This is a genomic window from Salegentibacter sp. (genome assembly GCF_036568425.1).
In the GTDB taxonomy this organism is placed as follows: domain Bacteria; phylum Bacteroidota; class Bacteroidia; order Flavobacteriales; family Flavobacteriaceae; genus Salegentibacter.
In genome coordinates, this window is record NZ_DATCSO010000123.1 from 29,556 (window position 1) to 46,497 (window position 16,942).

Here is a 16,942-nt window from a genome sequence, read left to right on the forward strand (position 1 = left end):
ACAGGCCATCCTTAAATTCACTGCATAAAAAAGCTGCGAATTTCGCTGATTTAAAATCAGGAAATTCGCAGCCAGAAATTAAATTTTTATAAATCCGGAATTAATCTTTTAGCATTTCCGATTCGTTCTCTATCGTGCTGTGATCTTTTTCCTTTACATATTTCTCAAGCCATTGATCCTGTTCCCATAAAACATGCAAAACAGATTCTTTGGCGCTGTAGCCGTGGCTTTCTTTTGGTAACATTACCAGTCTTGCAGTCGCGCCTAATCCTTTTAGTGCATTAAAATAACGTTCACTCTGCATTGGGTAGGTGCCGGAATTATTATCGGCCTCTCCGTGGATAAGCAGTAGGGGAGTCTTCATTTTATCGGCGTGCATAAAGGGAGACATATTGTAATAAACTTCCGGGGCTTCCCAGTAGTTCCTTTCTTCACTTTGGAATCCGAATGGAGTCAGGGTTCTGTTGTAAGCTCCACTGCGCGCAATTCCGGCAGCAAAAAGGTTTGAATGGGACAAAAGGTTGGCAGTCATAAATGCACCATAACTGTGTCCCCCAACAGCGACCCGCTCACGATCTATATATCCCAGCTCATCCACGGCATCTATAGCTGCTTTACCGTTTGCCACTAATTGTTTTCTAAAGGTATCGTTGGGTTCTTCTTCTTCCTCTCCAACAATAGGGAAACTGGCATCATCTAAAATCACATATCCACGGTTTACCCAGTAGATCGGAGAACCATAATAAGGATAAGTAAAATCGTTGGCATTAGAAGTATTCTGAGATGCAGAGTTTTTATCTTTAAATTCTCTTGGATAAGCCCAAACGATCATAGGTAGTTTTTCGGGATTTTCTTTATCGTAGCCGGCAGGGAGGTAAAGAGTGCCATTAAGTTCCAGGCCATCTTCCCTTTCATAGGTAATAACCTCTTTACTAACATTTTCCAGGCTCTCAAATGGATTTTTGAAAAATGTGATCTGGTTAAGATCTCCAGAATTCAGATCTCTAATATAGTAATTAGGGTATTCTGCAGATGATTCAATCCTTACCAGGATCTTACCGTTTTCAATGTCCAGAAATTCTAACAGGCTTTCTTTTTTATCGTTGTATTCAGACTGATAAAGGCGCTCGGTTTCTCCGTTTTCAAGATTGATTTTATCGGCAAACGGGAACTGCCCTTCTTCGGTATAACCAGCGCCTAGCAAAAATGCATGTTCATCATCCAGTTTCAGTACGTCCTGGCCCCACTCATTTTTGGTGGTCACGAATCCACCCGGATCGCTATATCGGTCCTGATAATTTCGGTTGAAAATCACTTCTGGTTCTTCCGAAGGATCGGATGGATTGAAAACATAAGTACGGGTATTTCTGTTATTCCACCAATAATCATCGGCAATAGCCAGGTCATTGGTTCCCCAGGTAATTCCGCTGAAGCGGTCTTTGGTCTTTAATATTGAATTTCCTTCGCCCTTAAATGGAACTTCTAATGAAAATACTTCATCTCTGAAATTTACTTCGTTTTCGGGGTCGCCTTCATCCAAAGCTTCAACGTATATTAAGGTGGATGGTTTTTCGTTTCTCCATTGCAGATTTCTTCTTCCGGTTTGAGTAGCCATAAATCCCTTCGGAAGATCTTCCAGGAGAGGTTCGTCATTCACTTTGTTCACCAAATTTCCTTCAGCGTCATAAATATTGGTTTCCGATGGGAATCTATAATAAGGCACCAGGTAGGAAAAAGGTTTTTTGATATGCGAAACCATCACGTAGTCGCCGTTTGGAGAAAAGCTAATACCGTTATACATTCTGGCATCCATCCATTTCTCACTGCTACCATCCAAGTTAACTTTTACAAGTTCAGATCGGGCAAGTTGCTCGAAATTATATTCATCGTTAGGATTTTTTAAAAGATCCTGGTAGGTTCGGTTCTGAGCTTCTTTTCCATCGCTCACCGAAACAGTAGGTCCTGTTGGGACTGCAGTTTCAGTGTCGATTAGAGGTTTGCGATCCTCAGGCAGCATTTTTACCAAAATTGCTGAATTATCTCTGAACCAACTGGCCACATTACGCATATTTGCGTTAAGATTAGCCCCGGTTAGTTTTTTTGCTGAAGCTGTTTCAAGATCGGCAACCCAAAGCTCCACTCCTTTATCGGTGGTATGTGTGAAAGCGATCTTTGATTCATCGGGTGACCAGGAAAAATTGGTTAGTCGCGGGTTTTCCGGTAAACCGGAAATTTGTCGGGACTCCTCCTCATCGATAGCTTTTACTTCCAGGTTGTTGTAATAGGTAGCGCGGCTATTAATGTTAGTTACTGGATTGATCCTTAATCCGCCCAGCCGTAATTCCTCCTCGCTGAGTTCAGCTATAGATTTATACTGGTCGCGGTATAGAAAGACCATCATTTCCCCCTCGCTATCAAGAATAGTGCTAGGTGCCAGAGGGACATCTACCAGTTCCAGGATTTCCTGCGGGGGTTTCTGGTAGGTAAGGTTTTCCTGTGCCTGGAGACTTCCCAGAATAAGGAAAAAACTAAAAATACTTAAAGTGATTTTTTTCATTGAAGAAGTTTTTTGATGATTAAATAATTAAGCTACCATAGAATATGAATTATTAATCTTTGCTATCTTGCTGGCTCATATTTTATGAAATGCTTAATTTTAATAATGATAGTTTATAAATATACTAAAGTTTAAATTATGTTTCAATCTAAAATAGCCGGACTTGGAAGTTATGTGCCAGAAAATGTGGTGACCAATGATGATCTGGCAAAACTTATGGATACCAGCGATGAGTGGATCCAGGAAAGAACTGGTATTAAAGAAAGGCATCACATAAAAAAAGGTGATGGCAATACTACAGCCACCATGGGCGTAAAAGCGGCAAAGATCGCATTAGAGAGAGCAGATATCTCCAAGGATGACATAGATCTTATTGTTTTCGCTACCCTTAGTCCCGATTATTATTTTCCTGGCTGTGGAGTCCAGGTTCAGGAAATGTTGGATATAGATACCTGTCCTGCCTTAGACGTTAGGAACCAGTGTAGTGGATTTGTATATGCCCTTTCGGTTGCTGACCAGTTTATCAAAACCGGAATGTATAAGAATGTACTGGTTATTGGAAGTGAAAACCACAGTGGTGGTTTGGATTTTACTAACAGGGGACGTTCCGTTTCGGTGATTTTCGGTGATGGCGCGGGAGCTGCTGTGCTTACAAGAAGTGATCATAATGGGGAAGGAATTCTTTCTACCCATTTACATTCTGAAGGAAAACACGCCAAGGAACTTTCACTTGAGGGGCCAAGCACCAGGCACTGGGTTCCTGAGATTATTGCTGAAAATCCGCAGGGAGACGATATTCCATATTATCCATATATGAATGGTCAATTTGTTTTTAAACATGCGGTGCAGCGTTTTTCTGAAGTTATCATGGAAGGACTTAATGCAAACGGTTTGGAAGTTAAGGATATCGATATGCTTATTCCTCATCAGGCAAATTTGCGAATCTCCCAGTTCATTCAGCATAAATTCAAACTAAGTGATGAGCAGATTTATAATAACATTCAGAAATATGGAAATACTACTGCAGCCTCAATCCCTATTGCTTTAACAGAAGCCTGGGAAAAAGGAAAGATCAAAAATGAGGATGTGGTGGTGCTCGCCGCTTTTGGTAGTGGATTCACCTGGGCCAGCGCTATTATTAGCTGGTAAAACCCTGAAAGATAAATAAAAAAAAGCCGGAACTCCCGGCTTTTTTTTATTTCACAGCATAATATTTATACAAATCGTATATCCCAAGGCCTACAAATGCTATGGCCAGGACTAGACCAAAAGTGTCTGTTTCTACACTGTTTAAATGATAATATAATCTATAGGAACCATAGCCCGTAAAGGCGATTCCTAAAATTAAGTTCCAGATATTTCGTTTGGCAGGTTGTTGTTCATTATTCGTCATCGGTATAATCTTTCGGAAAGGTTGTTTTTGCGATTTTCAGGGCTTCGTCATAATGGCTTTTAATTACAAAAAGCTGCACCTGGCCGGGGAGTCCACCTCCGAATCCTGCTCTAAGGCCAGAGTCAAAATCGTTTCTTACCCGGGAAGAAATACCGGATTTATCAAAGATTTCCTGCAGGTATTGGACATTGGGTTCAGACCCTGTATAGACCCGTTCGTAACTTTCTTCGGTACTCATGATTGATTGGTTTTTGTTACTAACCAAAATACGAATTCCGCTGCTTACGGCATAGGTTTTATACAGAGTTTAACGTTCTAAGCATTGTAATACCTGCTTTGCCAGATAGCCGAATTGAAATTTTTACCGAATTTAACTCCGTAAAAAATACAGAGCCCGGCTATCCAATAAAAAACAAAAAAGAAAATTATAAAAAACTGGGTGGTGGTTTGTTTAGGTGAGAATAATCCATCTGGCACCATGAGAGCGATCAGGAAGCTAAATGCCAGTAGGGTTAAAACAAAATTTTCCATACACTTAAATGGCCACATAAGTAGTTTTCGCAATGGATGAAGGTCAGTTCCCCATTTATGGATTAGGTAGAAATAATTATTTCCCATAGGTGCGAAAAGCAGAGGGTCATCGGCATTGTCAAGCTTCAATAATTTTGAGGGCGCAATAATCTTAAACCCCTTCAGGCTTGTTTTATGTTGCTTTTCGAGTTTCTTTATTTCTGAAATTGCTTCAAAGGGAATTTCAGCTTTGAAGTAGCTGGAATCTAAAAACCTGAGGCGATAGTCTATGCAGATTTTTTCGATATCAGAAAGATGATATATTCTCCCGCTTTCCAGAAGGTCAAAGTTAAAAGTGTTTGAATGTACTCCACTTCCGTCACCCAGCCTTTCCATAATAAGTTTTTCCTTATTACTTTCCTTTTCAAAAATCTCCTGAACCTGCGAAAGGATGGATTCTTCAGCAATTCGCTTATTTCTTATTTTGTGAAGTTGGACTTCAATATTGGTACGTGGTAAATTCAGCTTCATAATCTTTTTCATTAATACCGGCCTAAAATAAATATTTAAAGGGAATTCTGCAATTAATATAATATGCTTTTTATCAAGGTGTTAAACCTATCCCAATTTACTCTTTTTAATATTTTGTTTAACAAAATAAAATATAAATTAGACAAAAATTAGAAAGATATAATTCGTTCTAATAAAAAATAATAATAACAAAATCTTTGAAAATGAAAAATTTAAAATTAATGGGGATTTTTTTCCTAATGTTGGGAGCCTCCTCTTTTGCTCAAACATCTAACAAGACTATTGTTGAGAATGCTTCAGTATCACAGGAGCACACCACACTGGTGGCTGCGATTAAGGCTGCGGAACTTGTAGAAACTTTACAGGGGGACGGACCCTTTACCGTATTTGCCCCTACCAATGCAGCTTTTGATAAATTACCTTCGGGTACCGTTGAAACTTTGTTGAAACCAGAAAACAAAGAACAATTACAAGAGGTATTAACCTATCACGTAATTTCAGGTAATTTTAGCGCCGATGATATTATTGCGGCAATTAACGAAGGAAACGGGGAAACAAAATTTGAGACTGTAAACGGTAGTTGGATTTCTGCAATGATTGAAGATGAAAAGGTTAAATTACAGGACGTGGCAGGTAATGTGGCCACAGTAACAATGGCCGATCTAAATCAAAAAAATGGGGTAATCCATGTCATCGATACTGTAGTGTTACCAGGTAAATAATAGCTAATTATTATTATTTCAAAAAGCGATCAGTACCCTGGTCGCTTTTTGTTGTTAATGAAATGCGAAATTTCAATCAGGACTTTTTTTGGAAAAAAAGAAACCCTAATTTGAATAAAAATAAAAGATATGAAGAAAATAAAACTTGTTATTAGTTTAGGATTTGTCGCAATAATGCTTGCTTCTTGTGGTTCAGGAGTTAAACTAACAGATGAAGCAAAAACTCTGAGAGACTATAATTCTTACGCGTTTTTACCTAATAACGATACTATTATGAGCAGGGCTTATGACAATGAGAGAATTAATGATGTAATCGTTTCAAGCATTAATGCAAATATGAAAGAACAAGGCTATATTCTCGATAAGCGTCAACCCGATATACTCATCTATGTGCATACTATGTTTGACGAAAAAGCTGAGGTGAATGCCAACCCTGTATATTCCAATTATAGCTATTACCGCCCGGGATTGTATATTGGGCCTTATGTTGAAGATTACGTATATCAAGATTATTACACTATTCAACGTTTAGCCGGGAATACTATAAAGCAGTTGCCATACAAGGAACGTAGTATCGTAATAGATTTTATAAATCGAAGAAATAAGGAAATCATCTGGCGGGCCACTTCCGAAGAAGAAATTGGGACACGCCGTATGGATAGAGATTTAAGAAATTATGTAGATGATGTTTTTAAGAATTTCCCCTAATTCTTAAGTTCTATAAAACAAAAAATCCGTGGTCTTATTAAGAACCACGGATTTTTTTATTTGGTTAAGTTTTTGTTATCTCAATTCAGCCTTCAGATCATTTTCAAATCTTTGCTGAAGTTTGCCCATCATCTTGTCTACCTGTTTATCGGTTAAGGTTTTGTTCTCGTCCTGGAAGAGAAAACTCACCGCATAACTCTTTTTTCCTTCCGGCAGGTTGCTGCCCTGGTAAACATCAAAGAGATTCACTTCTTTAAGCATTTTTTTACCGGTTTGCAGGGCGATATTTTCAATCTCTTCATAAGAAACCGATTCGTCTAGCAATAGCGCGAAATCACGTCTTACAGCAGGATATTTCGGGATAGGATTAAATTTCTTTTTTTGTGTGGTAGCTTCCTCGATAATAGCTTCCCAGTTAAAATCGGCAAAAAGTACCTCCTGTTGAATATCAAAATGTTTCAGGATAGATTTTTTAACTACCCCAAATTCCACAAGTTTCGCTTTCCTGGAGCTCATCGCAAGCCCTTCAGAAAACAAATCGCTTTTGGTAGCTGAGGTTTTACTGCTGTTTACCCCAAGTCGATCCAGGATAGCCAGAATGATCCCTTTCAGATAGAAAAAATTACCATTACCGGGAGAAATGTTCCAATTCTCGGCCTGCCTGTTTCCGGTCACAGTTAGCGCGAGGTGTTTGCTTTCAGTCCTACCGCTTACGTAGTTGTGATAGGTCTTCCCGAATTCGAATAATTTTAGTCTGTTTCGCTTTCGGTTTATATTATAGCTGGCGGCTTCCAGTGCTGAAAACAGCATTGACTGTCGCATAACCGATAGGTCCAGGCTAAGCGGATTCAACATTTCTACATTATATTCATCCTTGATCTGTTCACTAAGTTTGGTATACTCCGGAGTGGTTAGTGAATTGGCCATACTTTCGTAAAAACCCTGTCCCACCAATTGATTGGAGATGAGGTTCTGGAGTTTGTAGTCTTCAAATTTAGATGAAATAGAAACAGAGGCATTTAGCTTATCGCTAAACTTAATGTTGTTGTAGCCATATACTCTAAGGATCTCCTCGATCACATCGGCCTCTCGCATAACATCTACGCGATAGGAGGGAATAGTTAATCCCATGCCGGTTTCGGTAACATTATTCACACGAATTTCAAGACTTGCCAGGATAGATTTTATAGTTTCTTCCTCCAGGTTTTCCCCAATAAGTTTATTTACCTTATCGAAAGTTAGGAAGACCTGGAAGTCTTCTATTTTCTTAAAATAAAGATCGTCAATATCACTGGTGACCTCTCCGCCGGCAATCTCTTTTATAAGAAGAGCCGCTCTTTTTAGCGCATATTCTACAGAATTGATATCGATACCACGTTCAAATCTAAAGGAAGCATCGGTATTTAAACCGTGTCTTTTGGCTGTCTTCCTGATGCTAACCGGGTTAAAGTAAGCGCTTTCCAGGAATATCGCGGTGGTACTTGCAGTAACTCCGCTGGTAATCCCGCCAAAAACACCTGCAATACACAGTGGTTTTTCGGCGTCGCAAATCATAAGATCATCTTCGTGCAATTCGCGCTCAACTTCATCTAAGGTGATGAATTTGGTGCCTGCCGGAAGCGTCTTTACATTGATCTGGTTTCCGGCTATTTTTCCGGCATCAAAGGCGTGTAAAGGCTGCCCGAGTTCGTGCATTACGTAATTGGTGGCATCTACCACATTATTTTTTGGAGTAATTCCAATGGCCTTAAGCCTGTTTTGAAGCCATTTTGGTGAACTCTCCACCTTGATATCTGAAATAGTTACCCCGCAATATCTTGGCGCCAGATTTGAATCTTCCACTTTAATTGGAATTTTCAGGCTTCGGCTGTCTACGTGAAAGCTGCTCACCGAGGGCGTAATAAGTTCCAGGGTTTTGCCTTGCTGCTGGTACCCGGCTTTTAGGTCTCTGGCGACACCCCAGTGACTCATTGCATCGGCGCGGTTAGGCGTTAAACCAATTTCAAAAATCTGGTCATTTTCTACTTCAAAGATATCGGCTACTGCTTTTCCCGGTTCAAGATCATCTTTCATAACCATAATCCCCTGGTGGTCGTCACTTAAGCCAAGTTCTTTTTCAGAGCATATCATCCCAAAACTGGCTTCCCCCCGTATTTTTCCCTTCTTTATAGGCCAGGCTGCACCTTTTTCATCATAGAGTGTTGTGCCAATGGTTGCAACCGGAACTTTCTGGCCGGTGGCGATATTCGGGGCTCCACATACGATTTGTACCTGTTCTCCATTACCAAGGGATACATTGGTAAGCTTCAGTTTATCTGCATTGGGATGGTCTTCGCAACTAAGCACGTGTCCTACTACGATGCCCTCTAATCCTCCTTTTACACTTTGAAATTCCTGAATGCCTTCTACTTCCAGGCCAAGGTCGGTAAGTAATTCTCCGGTCTCCTCGGGATTTTCGGGGAGCTTAATAAATTGCTTTAACCAGTTATATGAAATCTTCATCGCATTGTTTTTTCAGGCAGCAAAGATAGTATTACGAACGGTTTTGACATAATTTGAAATTTTAATTTTGACCTAATCACAAATTAAAAAGTGAAACGGAAGGCTTATCTTTTTTAGAATCCGGTTAAAATCCCTGGATTAGGTTTTTTTCTCTCTCTATTGGTTCACTAGCTCCTATTCATTATCGGTTTCATTTTGAAGATATACATTTCATTCAATATTGTCGTTTCCATTGCGGGTAATAGACCATCTCAGTCTCTTATTTTAGAAAAGAAAATTCTGGAAAATTTAGTTTTAACTGATATAATTCCAGATTGTTTTCTTCCTGGAAATTTGAGCGAAAGTGTGGTGTAGAATCCTGTTTTTTTCTAACTGAAGATTAGGGTCTTCTTTTAAGATTTTAGTTGCAAGATGCCTTGCTGCTTTTAAAATATCGTTGTCTTTTACGATATCGGCAATTTGTAGGTTTAGTACTCCGCTTTGTTGAGTTCCCATCAGGTCTCCTGGGCCACGAAGTTTTAGATCGACTTCAGCGATCTCGAATCCGTCGTTAGTACCCGTCATGGTTTGCAAGCGGGTTTTACTGTCTTCTGATAGTTTGTGACCTGTCATAAGGATGCAAAAGCTCTGTTCGGCCCCACGACCCACCCTGCCCCGAAGCTGGTGTAGCTGGGATAGGCCAAATCGTTCGGCGCTTTCAATAATCATAACACTGGCGTTGGGAACATTCACGCCAACCTCTATTACGGTGGTGGCTACCATGATTTGCGTTTCCCCGCGCACAAAACGGTCCATCTCATAATCCTTGGCCTCCGATTTCATCTGTCCGTGAACTATGGAAATCTGAAATTCAGGAAACTCCCTGGCAATACTTTCGTAGCCGTCCATCAGGTCTTTGTAATCCATAGTTTCTGATTCCTGGATTAATGGGTAGACGATGTATACCTGTCTTCCTTTTTTAATTTCTTCCCTTATAAAAGCAAATACTTTTAAACGATTGGCATCATACCGGTGTACGGTTTTAATCGGTTTTCTTCCGGGAGGTAGTTCATCGATTACCGAGATATCCAGGTCGCCATACAGACTCATGGCAAGGGTGCGTGGAATTGGGGTAGCAGTCATTACCAGAATGTGAGGAGGGAGGTCGTTTTTCTTCCATAACCTGGCCCTTTGAGCTACTCCAAACCTATGTTGTTCATCTATCACTGCAAGGCCCAAATTTTTAAATTGTACCTTGTCTTCCAATAGCGCATGAGTACCAATTAGAATGTCTATTTCCCCATTTTCCAGTTTTTCGTGAATCTCTCTTCTTTTTGAAGTTTTAGTTGAACCTGTGAGAAGTTCTATACTGGTATTTAGATTTTTACATAAATCGACTAACCCGTTATAATGTTGTACTGACAAAATTTCAGTAGGGGCCATTAAGCAGGCCTGGAAACCGTTGTCAAGTGCTATAAACATTGACATTAGCGCAACAATTGTCTTTCCTGAACCCACATCACCTTGCAAAAGCCTGTTCATTTGTGCGCCACTGCCTAAATCATTCCTTATTTCTTTGATCACTCGCTTTTGTGCTCCGGTTAAATCGAAGGGTAAATGCTCGTTATAAAAGTTGGTGAAATTATCTCCTACTTTTTCAAAAACATATCCCTTAATTTTCTTTTTATGAAGAAGATTTTTCCTGATGAGTTGCAGTTGTATGTAAAAAAGTTCTTCAAATTTTAAACGGAATTGTGCCTTTGCAAGCAGTTCCTGGCTTTTCGGAAAATGGATATTGAAAAGCGCTTCAGATTTGGAAATGAGTTTGAATTCCTGCAAAATTTCTTCTGAAAGACTTTCAAAAAATCTGCCTTTGGCTTCCAGGAAAAGTTGCTGCACGACTTTATTGATCACCCTGTTGGTAATTCCCGTTTTTGCAAGTTTTTCGGTAGAAGGATAAACGGGTTGCATTGCGGTGCGCAATTGCTTTTTATAATCTTCGACCAGTTCCATTTCGGGATGAGGCATACTAAAAAGCCCGTTGAACCAATTGGTTTTCCCGAAGATCACATAGGGAGTGTTGAGTTTAAGGTTTTCTCTTATCCACTTTTGCCCACGAAACCATACCAGTTCCATCTTGCCGGTACTGTCTACAAAATTGGCCACAAGGCGTTTTCCACGTTTTTGTTCTACACTTTTTATATGGGTAATCTTTCCAACAAGCTGTACGTCTGCAGAATTTCGTTGCAACTCATTGATCTTATAAAAACGCGTTTTATCTAAATAACGATTCGGAAAAAAATTGAGCAGCTCTCCATAGGTTTGAATGCCTAATTCCGTTTTCAGGACCTTTGCCCGGTTAGGGCCAACACCTTTAAGGTAGTCTATGGGAGTTTGAAGCAAGTTGGCATTCATGGAAACGAAGATATTAAAATCAGTTTTTTTGGCTTAGATTTTCTTAAAAAATTATCCCGTTGCGCACGGGACAGGTTTTTCGTAATTTGCAGGTCATATATCTTCTGTATGAAATATCTATTTTTAAGCATTTTAATGCTGAATCTCAGTGTTGTCTTTTCCCAGGACCATGTTTCTTCCCAGCTCAGGAATCTCGATTTTAAAAATATTGAAGCCAGTATCGCCATTCTCCCGGAATCCGGAAAAGTGGAGGGAGAGGTAGTTTATAATTTTGATGTTTTGAACCAGGTGGATTCCGTTTATCTCGATGCTCAAAAAATGGAATTTTCAGAAGTTAAAATCAATGGTAAAAGCGTTTCTATCAGTAATACCGGAAGTGTTCTCTGGTTGAAAACAAAACTTAAACCATCTGAAGCTAATCAAATCAGCTTAAGTTATTCGGCTCAACCACGGCAAGCGATGTATTTTATAAACTGGAATATTCCTGAAAATATTCAGGCTTCAAAACAGGTGTGGACACAGGGACAGGGCAAGGATTCTTCTCACTGGATTCCGGTCATCGATAACCTGAACGAAAAGGCGGTTTATGATCTTAGCTTTGATTTCAGGAAAGGCTATGAAGTGATTTCCAACGGAGAATTAGGTTCAGTGAAATCTTTAAATGATTCAATTTTCCGTTGGAGTTTCCAAATGCAGAAACCAATGAGCAGCTATTTGCTGGCCGTGGCAGCCGGAAAATTTCAGAAGGAAGAATTGAAATCGACTTCTGGAGTCACTATGGAATTATACCTTGAAGAAGGGGAGGATTCTCTCAGGGAACCAACATACAGGTATAGTAAAGAAATATTTGATTTCCTGGAAAATGAGATCGGGGTACTCTATCCCTGGCAGAATTACAAACAGGTGCCGGTACAGGATTTTCTCTATGCCGGAATGGAAAATACAGGGGCTACTATTTTTTCCAGGGCCTTACTTACCGATGAGGTAGGTTTTAAAGACCGGAATTATGTGAATGTGAATGCCCATGAGCTTGCCCATCAGTGGTTTGGAAACCTGGTGACCCAGGAGGCCGGGGAACATCACTGGTTGCATGAAGGTTTTGCGACTTATTACGCGCTGCTTGCTGAAAGGGAGATTTTTGGAGATGATTATTATTACTGGAAGTTGTATGAATCGGCAGAGCGATTAAAGGAATTAAGCGATTCCGGAAAGGGTGAGGTTTTAATGAGAAAGGGTGGCAGTTCCCTAACTTATTACCAGAAAGGAGCCTGGGCATTGCATATCCTGAGAGAAAAAGTAGGGGATGAGGCGTTTAAGACAGCGGTTAGAAATTACCTGGAGCTCTATGCCTACCAAAATGTGAGCACCGATAATTTTATTGCTGAAGTTGAAAGAGCATCCGGGCAGGATCTTTCCGGATTTATAGCTGATTGGCTTAGGCAAACGGCCTTCCAGGGCACAGAAGCATTGAATTCCCTGAAAAAATCTGAATTCATGCGGAATTATCTGGACATTGCCTCCTTAAGGGAAATATCATTAGAGCAAAAATCAGATCTCCTGAGAAGGGCGCTTCAGAAGCCTGTAAATGATTATATAGGCCAGGAAGTAGTCTTTCAGCTTGCAGGAGAAACTTCAATTGAAGCCTTGCAGCTTTATAAATTGGCCTTTCAGAGTGAAAACATTTTTGTGCGTCAGGCTATCGCGTTGAGCATGGATGAAATTCCGCAGCAATTAAAAGCCGACTATGAGTCTCTGTTATACGATGAATCCTGGCTCAGCATAGAGGCAGCCCTAACTAACCTTTGGATGCAGTTTCCTCAGGAAAATACACGATACCTGGAAAAAACCCAGGGCCTCACAGGTTTCACCGATAGAAACCTGAGAATTCTCTGGTTAACCCTTAACCTGGCTACACCGGCTTTTGAGCCCGAAATGCAGCAGCAAACCTATAAAGAGCTTGCAGGCTACACCGCCCCATACATTCCTTTTGGGGTTAGAAGAAATGCCTTTAGTTATCTTTTCCAGATAAGCGCTTTCAATGAAGATAACCTCAGGAATTTAATGGAGGCAACGCAGCATCATAACTACCAGTTCAGGAAATTTAGCCGGGAATTGCTTTCTGAATTAATTAAAAATCCTGATTACCGCCTGCAGTTCCAAATGCTTAAAGAGAATCTGCCAGAACAGGAAAGGCTTTATTTATTAGAAAAATTAGAGAGTTAACGCCTGAACTTATATCTTCGTTTTAAATCATTTACTTATTTTGGCTAATATAATTGGTGACAGAATCAAAAAGAAAAACAGGTAATGCGAGCATTGGTAATATCCGGAGGTGGAAGTAAAGGAGCTTTTGCCGGTGGGGTGGCCCAGTATTTAATTCAGGAAGAAGGAAGAAAATATGATATGTTCCTGGGGACTTCCACCGGGAGTTTGCTTATACCACATCTTGCTGCCGGAAATATAGAAAAGGTATATGATATTTATACCAATGTAAACCAGCATAAAATCTTCAGTGTTAATCCCTTTATTGTTAAGAAAAAAGAAGGCCGTGAGTATGTAACTATTAATTACCTGAATACTTTCTGGCAATTTATTCGTAAAAAAAGAACTTTTGGAGAAAGCCAGAACTTAAGGAAGCATATAAAACGTAATTTTTCTCCTGAAGAATTCAAACTGCTGCAAACCTCTGTAAAAGATGTAGTGGTTACCGTTTCTAATCTTTCTAAAAACCGGGTGGAGTATAAGTCTATCCACGATTTTAATTACGAAGATTTTTGCGACTGGATCTGGATAAGTTGTAATTATATCCCGTTTATGAGTCTCGCTAATAAAGACGGGTACGAGTATGCCGACGGCGGACTCGGGTGTGTGGTGCCTATTAGAGAAGCTATAAAACGCGGTGCAAAAGAAGTTGACGCCATTATTCTTGAGGCCGAAAATATGGAATATAATAAAGTGCTGGGAAAAAATCCATTCTCGTTAATGATCAATCTGTTTGGATTTTTACAAGACCAGGTAGAATATCATGACATCGTGGAAGGCAAACTCGCCGCCCTAAATAAGAAGGTGAAGCTGAACACCTATTATACCCCGACCAAACTTACCGAGAATTCATTGGTTTTCAATAAAAAATTAATGTCTGAATGGTGGCAACAAGGTTTTGATCACGCCAGGGAAAGGCATATGCAGTATCTGGAACAACGCAAGAAAAACTTCTTCGGATTCTTTTAAAGAAAAGATTTTACTTCTTTTTTAATATAAGCGAGGGCTGCATCTGTAGGTGCCGGTTTTTCCATCAGGTTTTTTAAAATGGTTTCCCGCAAAGCATCGGCTGTTGTTACCTCATCTAAGCCTTTAGCTTTTCTAATAAGCCCAATAGTAGCGTTTTTAGCTGTTTTGATGTAATCCCAACAATCTCCGCTAAGGTAGATTTGCTGGGCCAGGTTATGTTCAAATTCCTGTTCTATAGTTCTTATCAGTAATTGTTCATACTGAGACGGATCATCTGAATTTGGTTTTACGCGAAATAAAATTTTTCCGGGTGATATTCTTTCCAGAAAAAGAGTCATTCTCTCGTAAGCCTGCAGCCGTATAGGCAGTGCTGTCTTCTGGTTGTCTTTTACCAGGAGAAACCGGCGCCGGCCTTCTTCACTTTTTAGAAAAGATTTAAAAAAATAGTAAGCCAGGGCACCTACTATAAGTGCCGGTAAAAGTGCTAAAAGTAGTTGTGAAAGTTCTATCTGATTCATTCTTTTTTATCGTAAACAGAGGTGTCCTCGGTTTCTGCTTCTTTGGTTTTAACTTCTTTTTCTTTGTATTTTCCACCTAAATGCGGGCATTCCAGGTGTTCTTTTATACTGCCGAAAGGTACTTTTTCTTTGTGATACGTAAAAGTTGAAGCGAGATTTTCTGCCAGGTTCTTATCACTCAAATTTATTTCGACATCATACATTGTAAACTGGCTGGGGTGTTCATAACCACAGGCATGAGTAATTTCCAGCAATTCTATTCTGAACTTCGTGAAGTAATAATTAACCCGTCTCGCTTTATCTTGTATGTTCAAACCAGATTGCAACCATTTATTCTGGGTGGCAATCCCAGTGGGACAGGTGTTATTATGGCAGGATTGCGCCTGGATACAGCCAATACTCATCATAGCTTCCCTGGCCACGTTAATACAGTCGGCACCCATGGCGAAAGCCATTGTAGCTTTGGCAGGGAAACCGAGTTTCCCACTGGCTATGAAAACGATTCGGTTAGTGATGCCTTCATTCATAAAAATTTTATAGACTTCAGAAAAAGCATAAATCCATGGGAGGGAGACGTGATCGGCAAAACTAGGAGGAGCTGCGCCTGTTCCACCTTCTCCACCATCTATGGTAATAAAATCAGGCCCTCTTTGCGTTCTGGCCATAATAGAAGCCAGTTCTTCCCATTGATCTAATTTTCCTACTGCAGATTTAATCCCTACGGGTAGGCCTGTGGCTTCCGCAATATCTTCTATGAAATCTATCATTTCAGAAATAGTGCTGAAGGCCGAATGATTAGGAGGGGAAAGTACATCTTTACCCAGGGGTACGTGCCGTATGTCAGAGATTTCCTGAGTGATTTTAGAGGCGGGTAAAACTCCGCCTTTCCCGGGTTTAGCACCCTGGGATAGTTTAATTTCAATGGCTCTAATCTGGGGGTTTTCCTTCACCAGTTTTACTATTCTTTCCATTGAAAAATTTCCTTTTTTATCCCTAACCCCAAAGTATCCCGTGCCGAAATGAAATACCACATCGGCTCCTTTCTGATGATATTGTGAAAGTCCGCCTTCCCCAGTGTTGTGATAGGCTGCGGCTTCCTTACAGCCTTTGTTTAAAGCCTCTATCGCACGCGCTGAGAGCGAACCAAAACTCATCGCAGAAACATTGATAACCGAAGCCGGCCGAAAGGGACGCTTTCTATTATTGAATTCTCCAATTACTTTGGCACAGGCAATAAAACCGGGGTCATTCCTGTTTGGGTGATTCTCCCCCATCTTGAAAGGAAGCATGGCATTATTGATAAAAATATAATGGTTTGAATAAATATCCTGATCTGTTCCAAAGCCTTCATAATTATTCTCGTTTTTGGCAGAAGCGTAGATCCAGCCTCTTTCAATTCTGTTGAAGGGTAACTCCTCACGATTGCTGGCCACGAGGTATTGCCTGAGTTCAGGACCGATTCCTTCAAGGAAATATCTTAAATGCCCTACTATGGGGAAATTATGTTTAATGCTGTGCTTCCGGTTGAAGAAAATATCTTTTAGCCCTAGTAAACTAAGAAAGATAAGAAGCCATCCCCACCAACTTATAGTTGCAAGGAAATCTAATACCGCAGTCATAATTACTGATTTAAATAATCTATAGCTATTTGTGACAAAGTTTTGACACCTAATAGCATTCCGCTTTCATCGATAAAGAAATCGGGGGTGTGATGAGGCGCCGGTTTAGTGGCGTTCAGAGGTTTTCCTCCAAGGAAAAAATAAAACCCGGGTATCTTTTCCTGGAAGAAAGAAAAATCTTCTCCCCCCGTTGTGGCTTTAACCAACTTTACCTTATCCTTTCCGGCAACTTTTTCAAGGGTGGGAAGCATTTGGCG

At 40.2% G+C, this 16,942-nt stretch carries 14 protein-coding genes; 5 read left to right on the forward strand and 9 right to left on the reverse strand.

What is annotated here, in order from left to right; all coding sequences use genetic code 11:
• Window positions 1-100 precede the first annotated feature (100 nt).
• Entirely contained in the window at window positions 101-2,557 is a 2,457-nt protein-coding gene (locus VIM94_RS12635; RefSeq protein WP_332039661.1) for a S9 family peptidase, read from the reverse strand.
• 138 nt (window positions 2,558-2,695) lie between these two features.
• Between VIM94_RS12635 and VIM94_RS12640 the strand changes: the two genes are divergently transcribed.
• A complete protein-coding gene (locus VIM94_RS12640; protein ID WP_332039662.1) occupies window positions 2,696-3,706 on the forward strand; it encodes a beta-ketoacyl-ACP synthase III in 1,011 nt (336 codons plus the stop codon).
• A gap of 46 nt (window positions 3,707-3,752) precedes the next feature.
• On the opposite strand, the gene VIM94_RS12645 is transcribed toward VIM94_RS12640, so the two are convergent.
• The 3 genes from VIM94_RS12645 to VIM94_RS12655 all read right to left on the reverse strand — a co-directional run bounded on the left by VIM94_RS12645 (window position 3,753) and on the right by VIM94_RS12655 (window position 4,991).
• Window positions 3,753-3,950 (reverse strand): hypothetical protein, encoded by a 198-nt coding sequence (locus tag VIM94_RS12645; protein ID WP_332039663.1) that lies wholly within the window; start codon window positions 3,948-3,950, stop codon window positions 3,753-3,755.
• Window positions 3,940-4,188, reverse strand: a complete 249-nt coding sequence (locus tag VIM94_RS12650) for a putative signal transducing protein (RefSeq protein ID WP_332039664.1) — start codon at window positions 4,186-4,188, stop codon at window positions 3,940-3,942. Before VIM94_RS12650 ends, VIM94_RS12645 begins: the two co-directional genes overlap by 11 nt.
• A gap of 77 nt (window positions 4,189-4,265) precedes the next feature.
• Window positions 4,266-4,991, reverse strand: coding sequence for a hypothetical protein (locus VIM94_RS12655; RefSeq protein ID WP_332039665.1), 726 nt, complete (start codon window positions 4,989-4,991; stop codon window positions 4,266-4,268).
• A 203-nt stretch (window positions 4,992-5,194) separates the two neighbouring features.
• Between VIM94_RS12655 and VIM94_RS12660 the strand changes: the two genes are divergently transcribed.
• On the forward strand, window positions 5,195-5,713 hold the full coding sequence (locus VIM94_RS12660) for a fasciclin domain-containing protein (RefSeq protein WP_414707183.1): 519 nt from the start codon (window positions 5,195-5,197) through the stop codon (window positions 5,711-5,713).
• A 129-nt stretch (window positions 5,714-5,842) separates the two neighbouring features.
• A complete protein-coding gene (locus VIM94_RS12665) occupies window positions 5,843-6,421 on the forward strand; it encodes a DUF4136 domain-containing protein (protein WP_332039666.1) in 579 nt (192 codons plus the stop codon).
• Between the two features lie 75 nt (window positions 6,422-6,496).
• Here the strand turns inward: VIM94_RS12665 and pheT are convergent, their stop codons facing one another.
• On the reverse strand, window positions 6,497-8,923 hold the full coding sequence (gene pheT, locus VIM94_RS12670; RefSeq protein WP_332039667.1) for a phenylalanine--tRNA ligase subunit beta: 2,427 nt from the start codon (window positions 8,921-8,923) through the stop codon (window positions 6,497-6,499).
• Between the two features lie 294 nt (window positions 8,924-9,217).
• Window positions 9,218-11,317: an ATP-dependent DNA helicase RecG gene (gene recG, locus VIM94_RS12675; RefSeq protein ID WP_332039668.1), complete on the reverse strand. Its 2,100-nt coding sequence runs from the start codon at window positions 11,315-11,317 to the stop codon at window positions 9,218-9,220.
• Between the two features lie 108 nt (window positions 11,318-11,425).
• On the opposite strand from recG, the gene VIM94_RS12680 reads away from it, so the two are divergent.
• Both VIM94_RS12680 and VIM94_RS12685 read left to right on the forward strand, forming a co-directional pair.
• A complete protein-coding gene (locus tag VIM94_RS12680) occupies window positions 11,426-13,540 on the forward strand; it encodes a M1 family metallopeptidase (RefSeq protein WP_332039669.1) in 2,115 nt (704 codons plus the stop codon).
• Between the two features lie 84 nt (window positions 13,541-13,624).
• A complete protein-coding gene (locus VIM94_RS12685) occupies window positions 13,625-14,548 on the forward strand; it encodes a patatin-like phospholipase family protein (RefSeq protein ID WP_332039670.1) in 924 nt (307 codons plus the stop codon).
• Here VIM94_RS12685 and VIM94_RS12690 read toward each other — a convergent pair.
• The 3 genes from VIM94_RS12690 to VIM94_RS12700 form a co-directional block, all read right to left on the reverse strand.
• On the reverse strand, window positions 14,545-15,066 hold the full coding sequence (locus VIM94_RS12690; protein ID WP_332039671.1) for a hypothetical protein: 522 nt from the start codon (window positions 15,064-15,066) through the stop codon (window positions 14,545-14,547). The genes VIM94_RS12685 and VIM94_RS12690 overlap by 4 nt on opposite strands.
• Window positions 15,063-16,685, reverse strand: a complete 1,623-nt coding sequence (locus VIM94_RS12695) for an FMN-binding glutamate synthase family protein (RefSeq protein WP_332039672.1) — start codon at window positions 16,683-16,685, stop codon at window positions 15,063-15,065. The genes VIM94_RS12690 and VIM94_RS12695 overlap by 4 nt, the downstream gene beginning before the upstream one ends.
• 2 nt (window positions 16,686-16,687) lie before the next feature.
• The coding region (locus tag VIM94_RS12700) for a M20/M25/M40 family metallo-hydrolase (RefSeq protein WP_332039673.1) at window positions 16,688-16,942 on the reverse strand (255 nt) is incomplete at its 5' end.

Bases quoted from the DNA above. Each gene is read 5' to 3' on its own strand.
- VIM94_RS12635 (WP_332039661.1), bottom strand. From the start codon at position 2,557: ATGAAAAAAATCACTTTAAGTATTTTTAGTTTTTTCCTTATTCTGGGA.
- VIM94_RS12640 (WP_332039662.1), top strand. From the start codon at position 2,696: ATGTTTCAATCTAAAATAGCCGGACTTGGAAGTTATGTGCCAGAAAAT.
- VIM94_RS12645 (WP_332039663.1), bottom strand. From the start codon at position 3,950: ATGACGAATAATGAACAACAACCTGCCAAACGAAATATCTGGAACTTA.
- VIM94_RS12650 (WP_332039664.1), bottom strand. From the start codon at position 4,188: ATGAGTACCGAAGAAAGTTACGAACGGGTCTATACAGGGTCTGAACCC.
- VIM94_RS12655 (WP_332039665.1), bottom strand. From the start codon at position 4,991: ATGAAGCTGAATTTACCACGTACCAATATTGAAGTCCAACTTCACAAA.
- VIM94_RS12660 (WP_414707183.1), top strand. From the start codon at position 5,195: ATGAAAAATTTAAAATTAATGGGGATTTTTTTCCTAATGTTGGGAGCC.
- VIM94_RS12665 (WP_332039666.1), top strand. From the start codon at position 5,843: ATGAAGAAAATAAAACTTGTTATTAGTTTAGGATTTGTCGCAATAATG.
- pheT (WP_332039667.1), bottom strand. From the start codon at position 8,923: ATGAAGATTTCATATAACTGGTTAAAGCAATTTATTAAGCTCCCCGAA.
- recG (WP_332039668.1), bottom strand. From the start codon at position 11,317: ATGAATGCCAACTTGCTTCAAACTCCCATAGACTACCTTAAAGGTGTT.
- VIM94_RS12680 (WP_332039669.1), top strand. From the start codon at position 11,426: ATGAAATATCTATTTTTAAGCATTTTAATGCTGAATCTCAGTGTTGTC.
- VIM94_RS12685 (WP_332039670.1), top strand. From the start codon at position 13,625: ATGCGAGCATTGGTAATATCCGGAGGTGGAAGTAAAGGAGCTTTTGCC.
- VIM94_RS12690 (WP_332039671.1), bottom strand. From the start codon at position 15,066: ATGAATCAGATAGAACTTTCACAACTACTTTTAGCACTTTTACCGGCA.
- VIM94_RS12695 (WP_332039672.1), bottom strand. From the start codon at position 16,685: ATGACTGCGGTATTAGATTTCCTTGCAACTATAAGTTGGTGGGGATGG.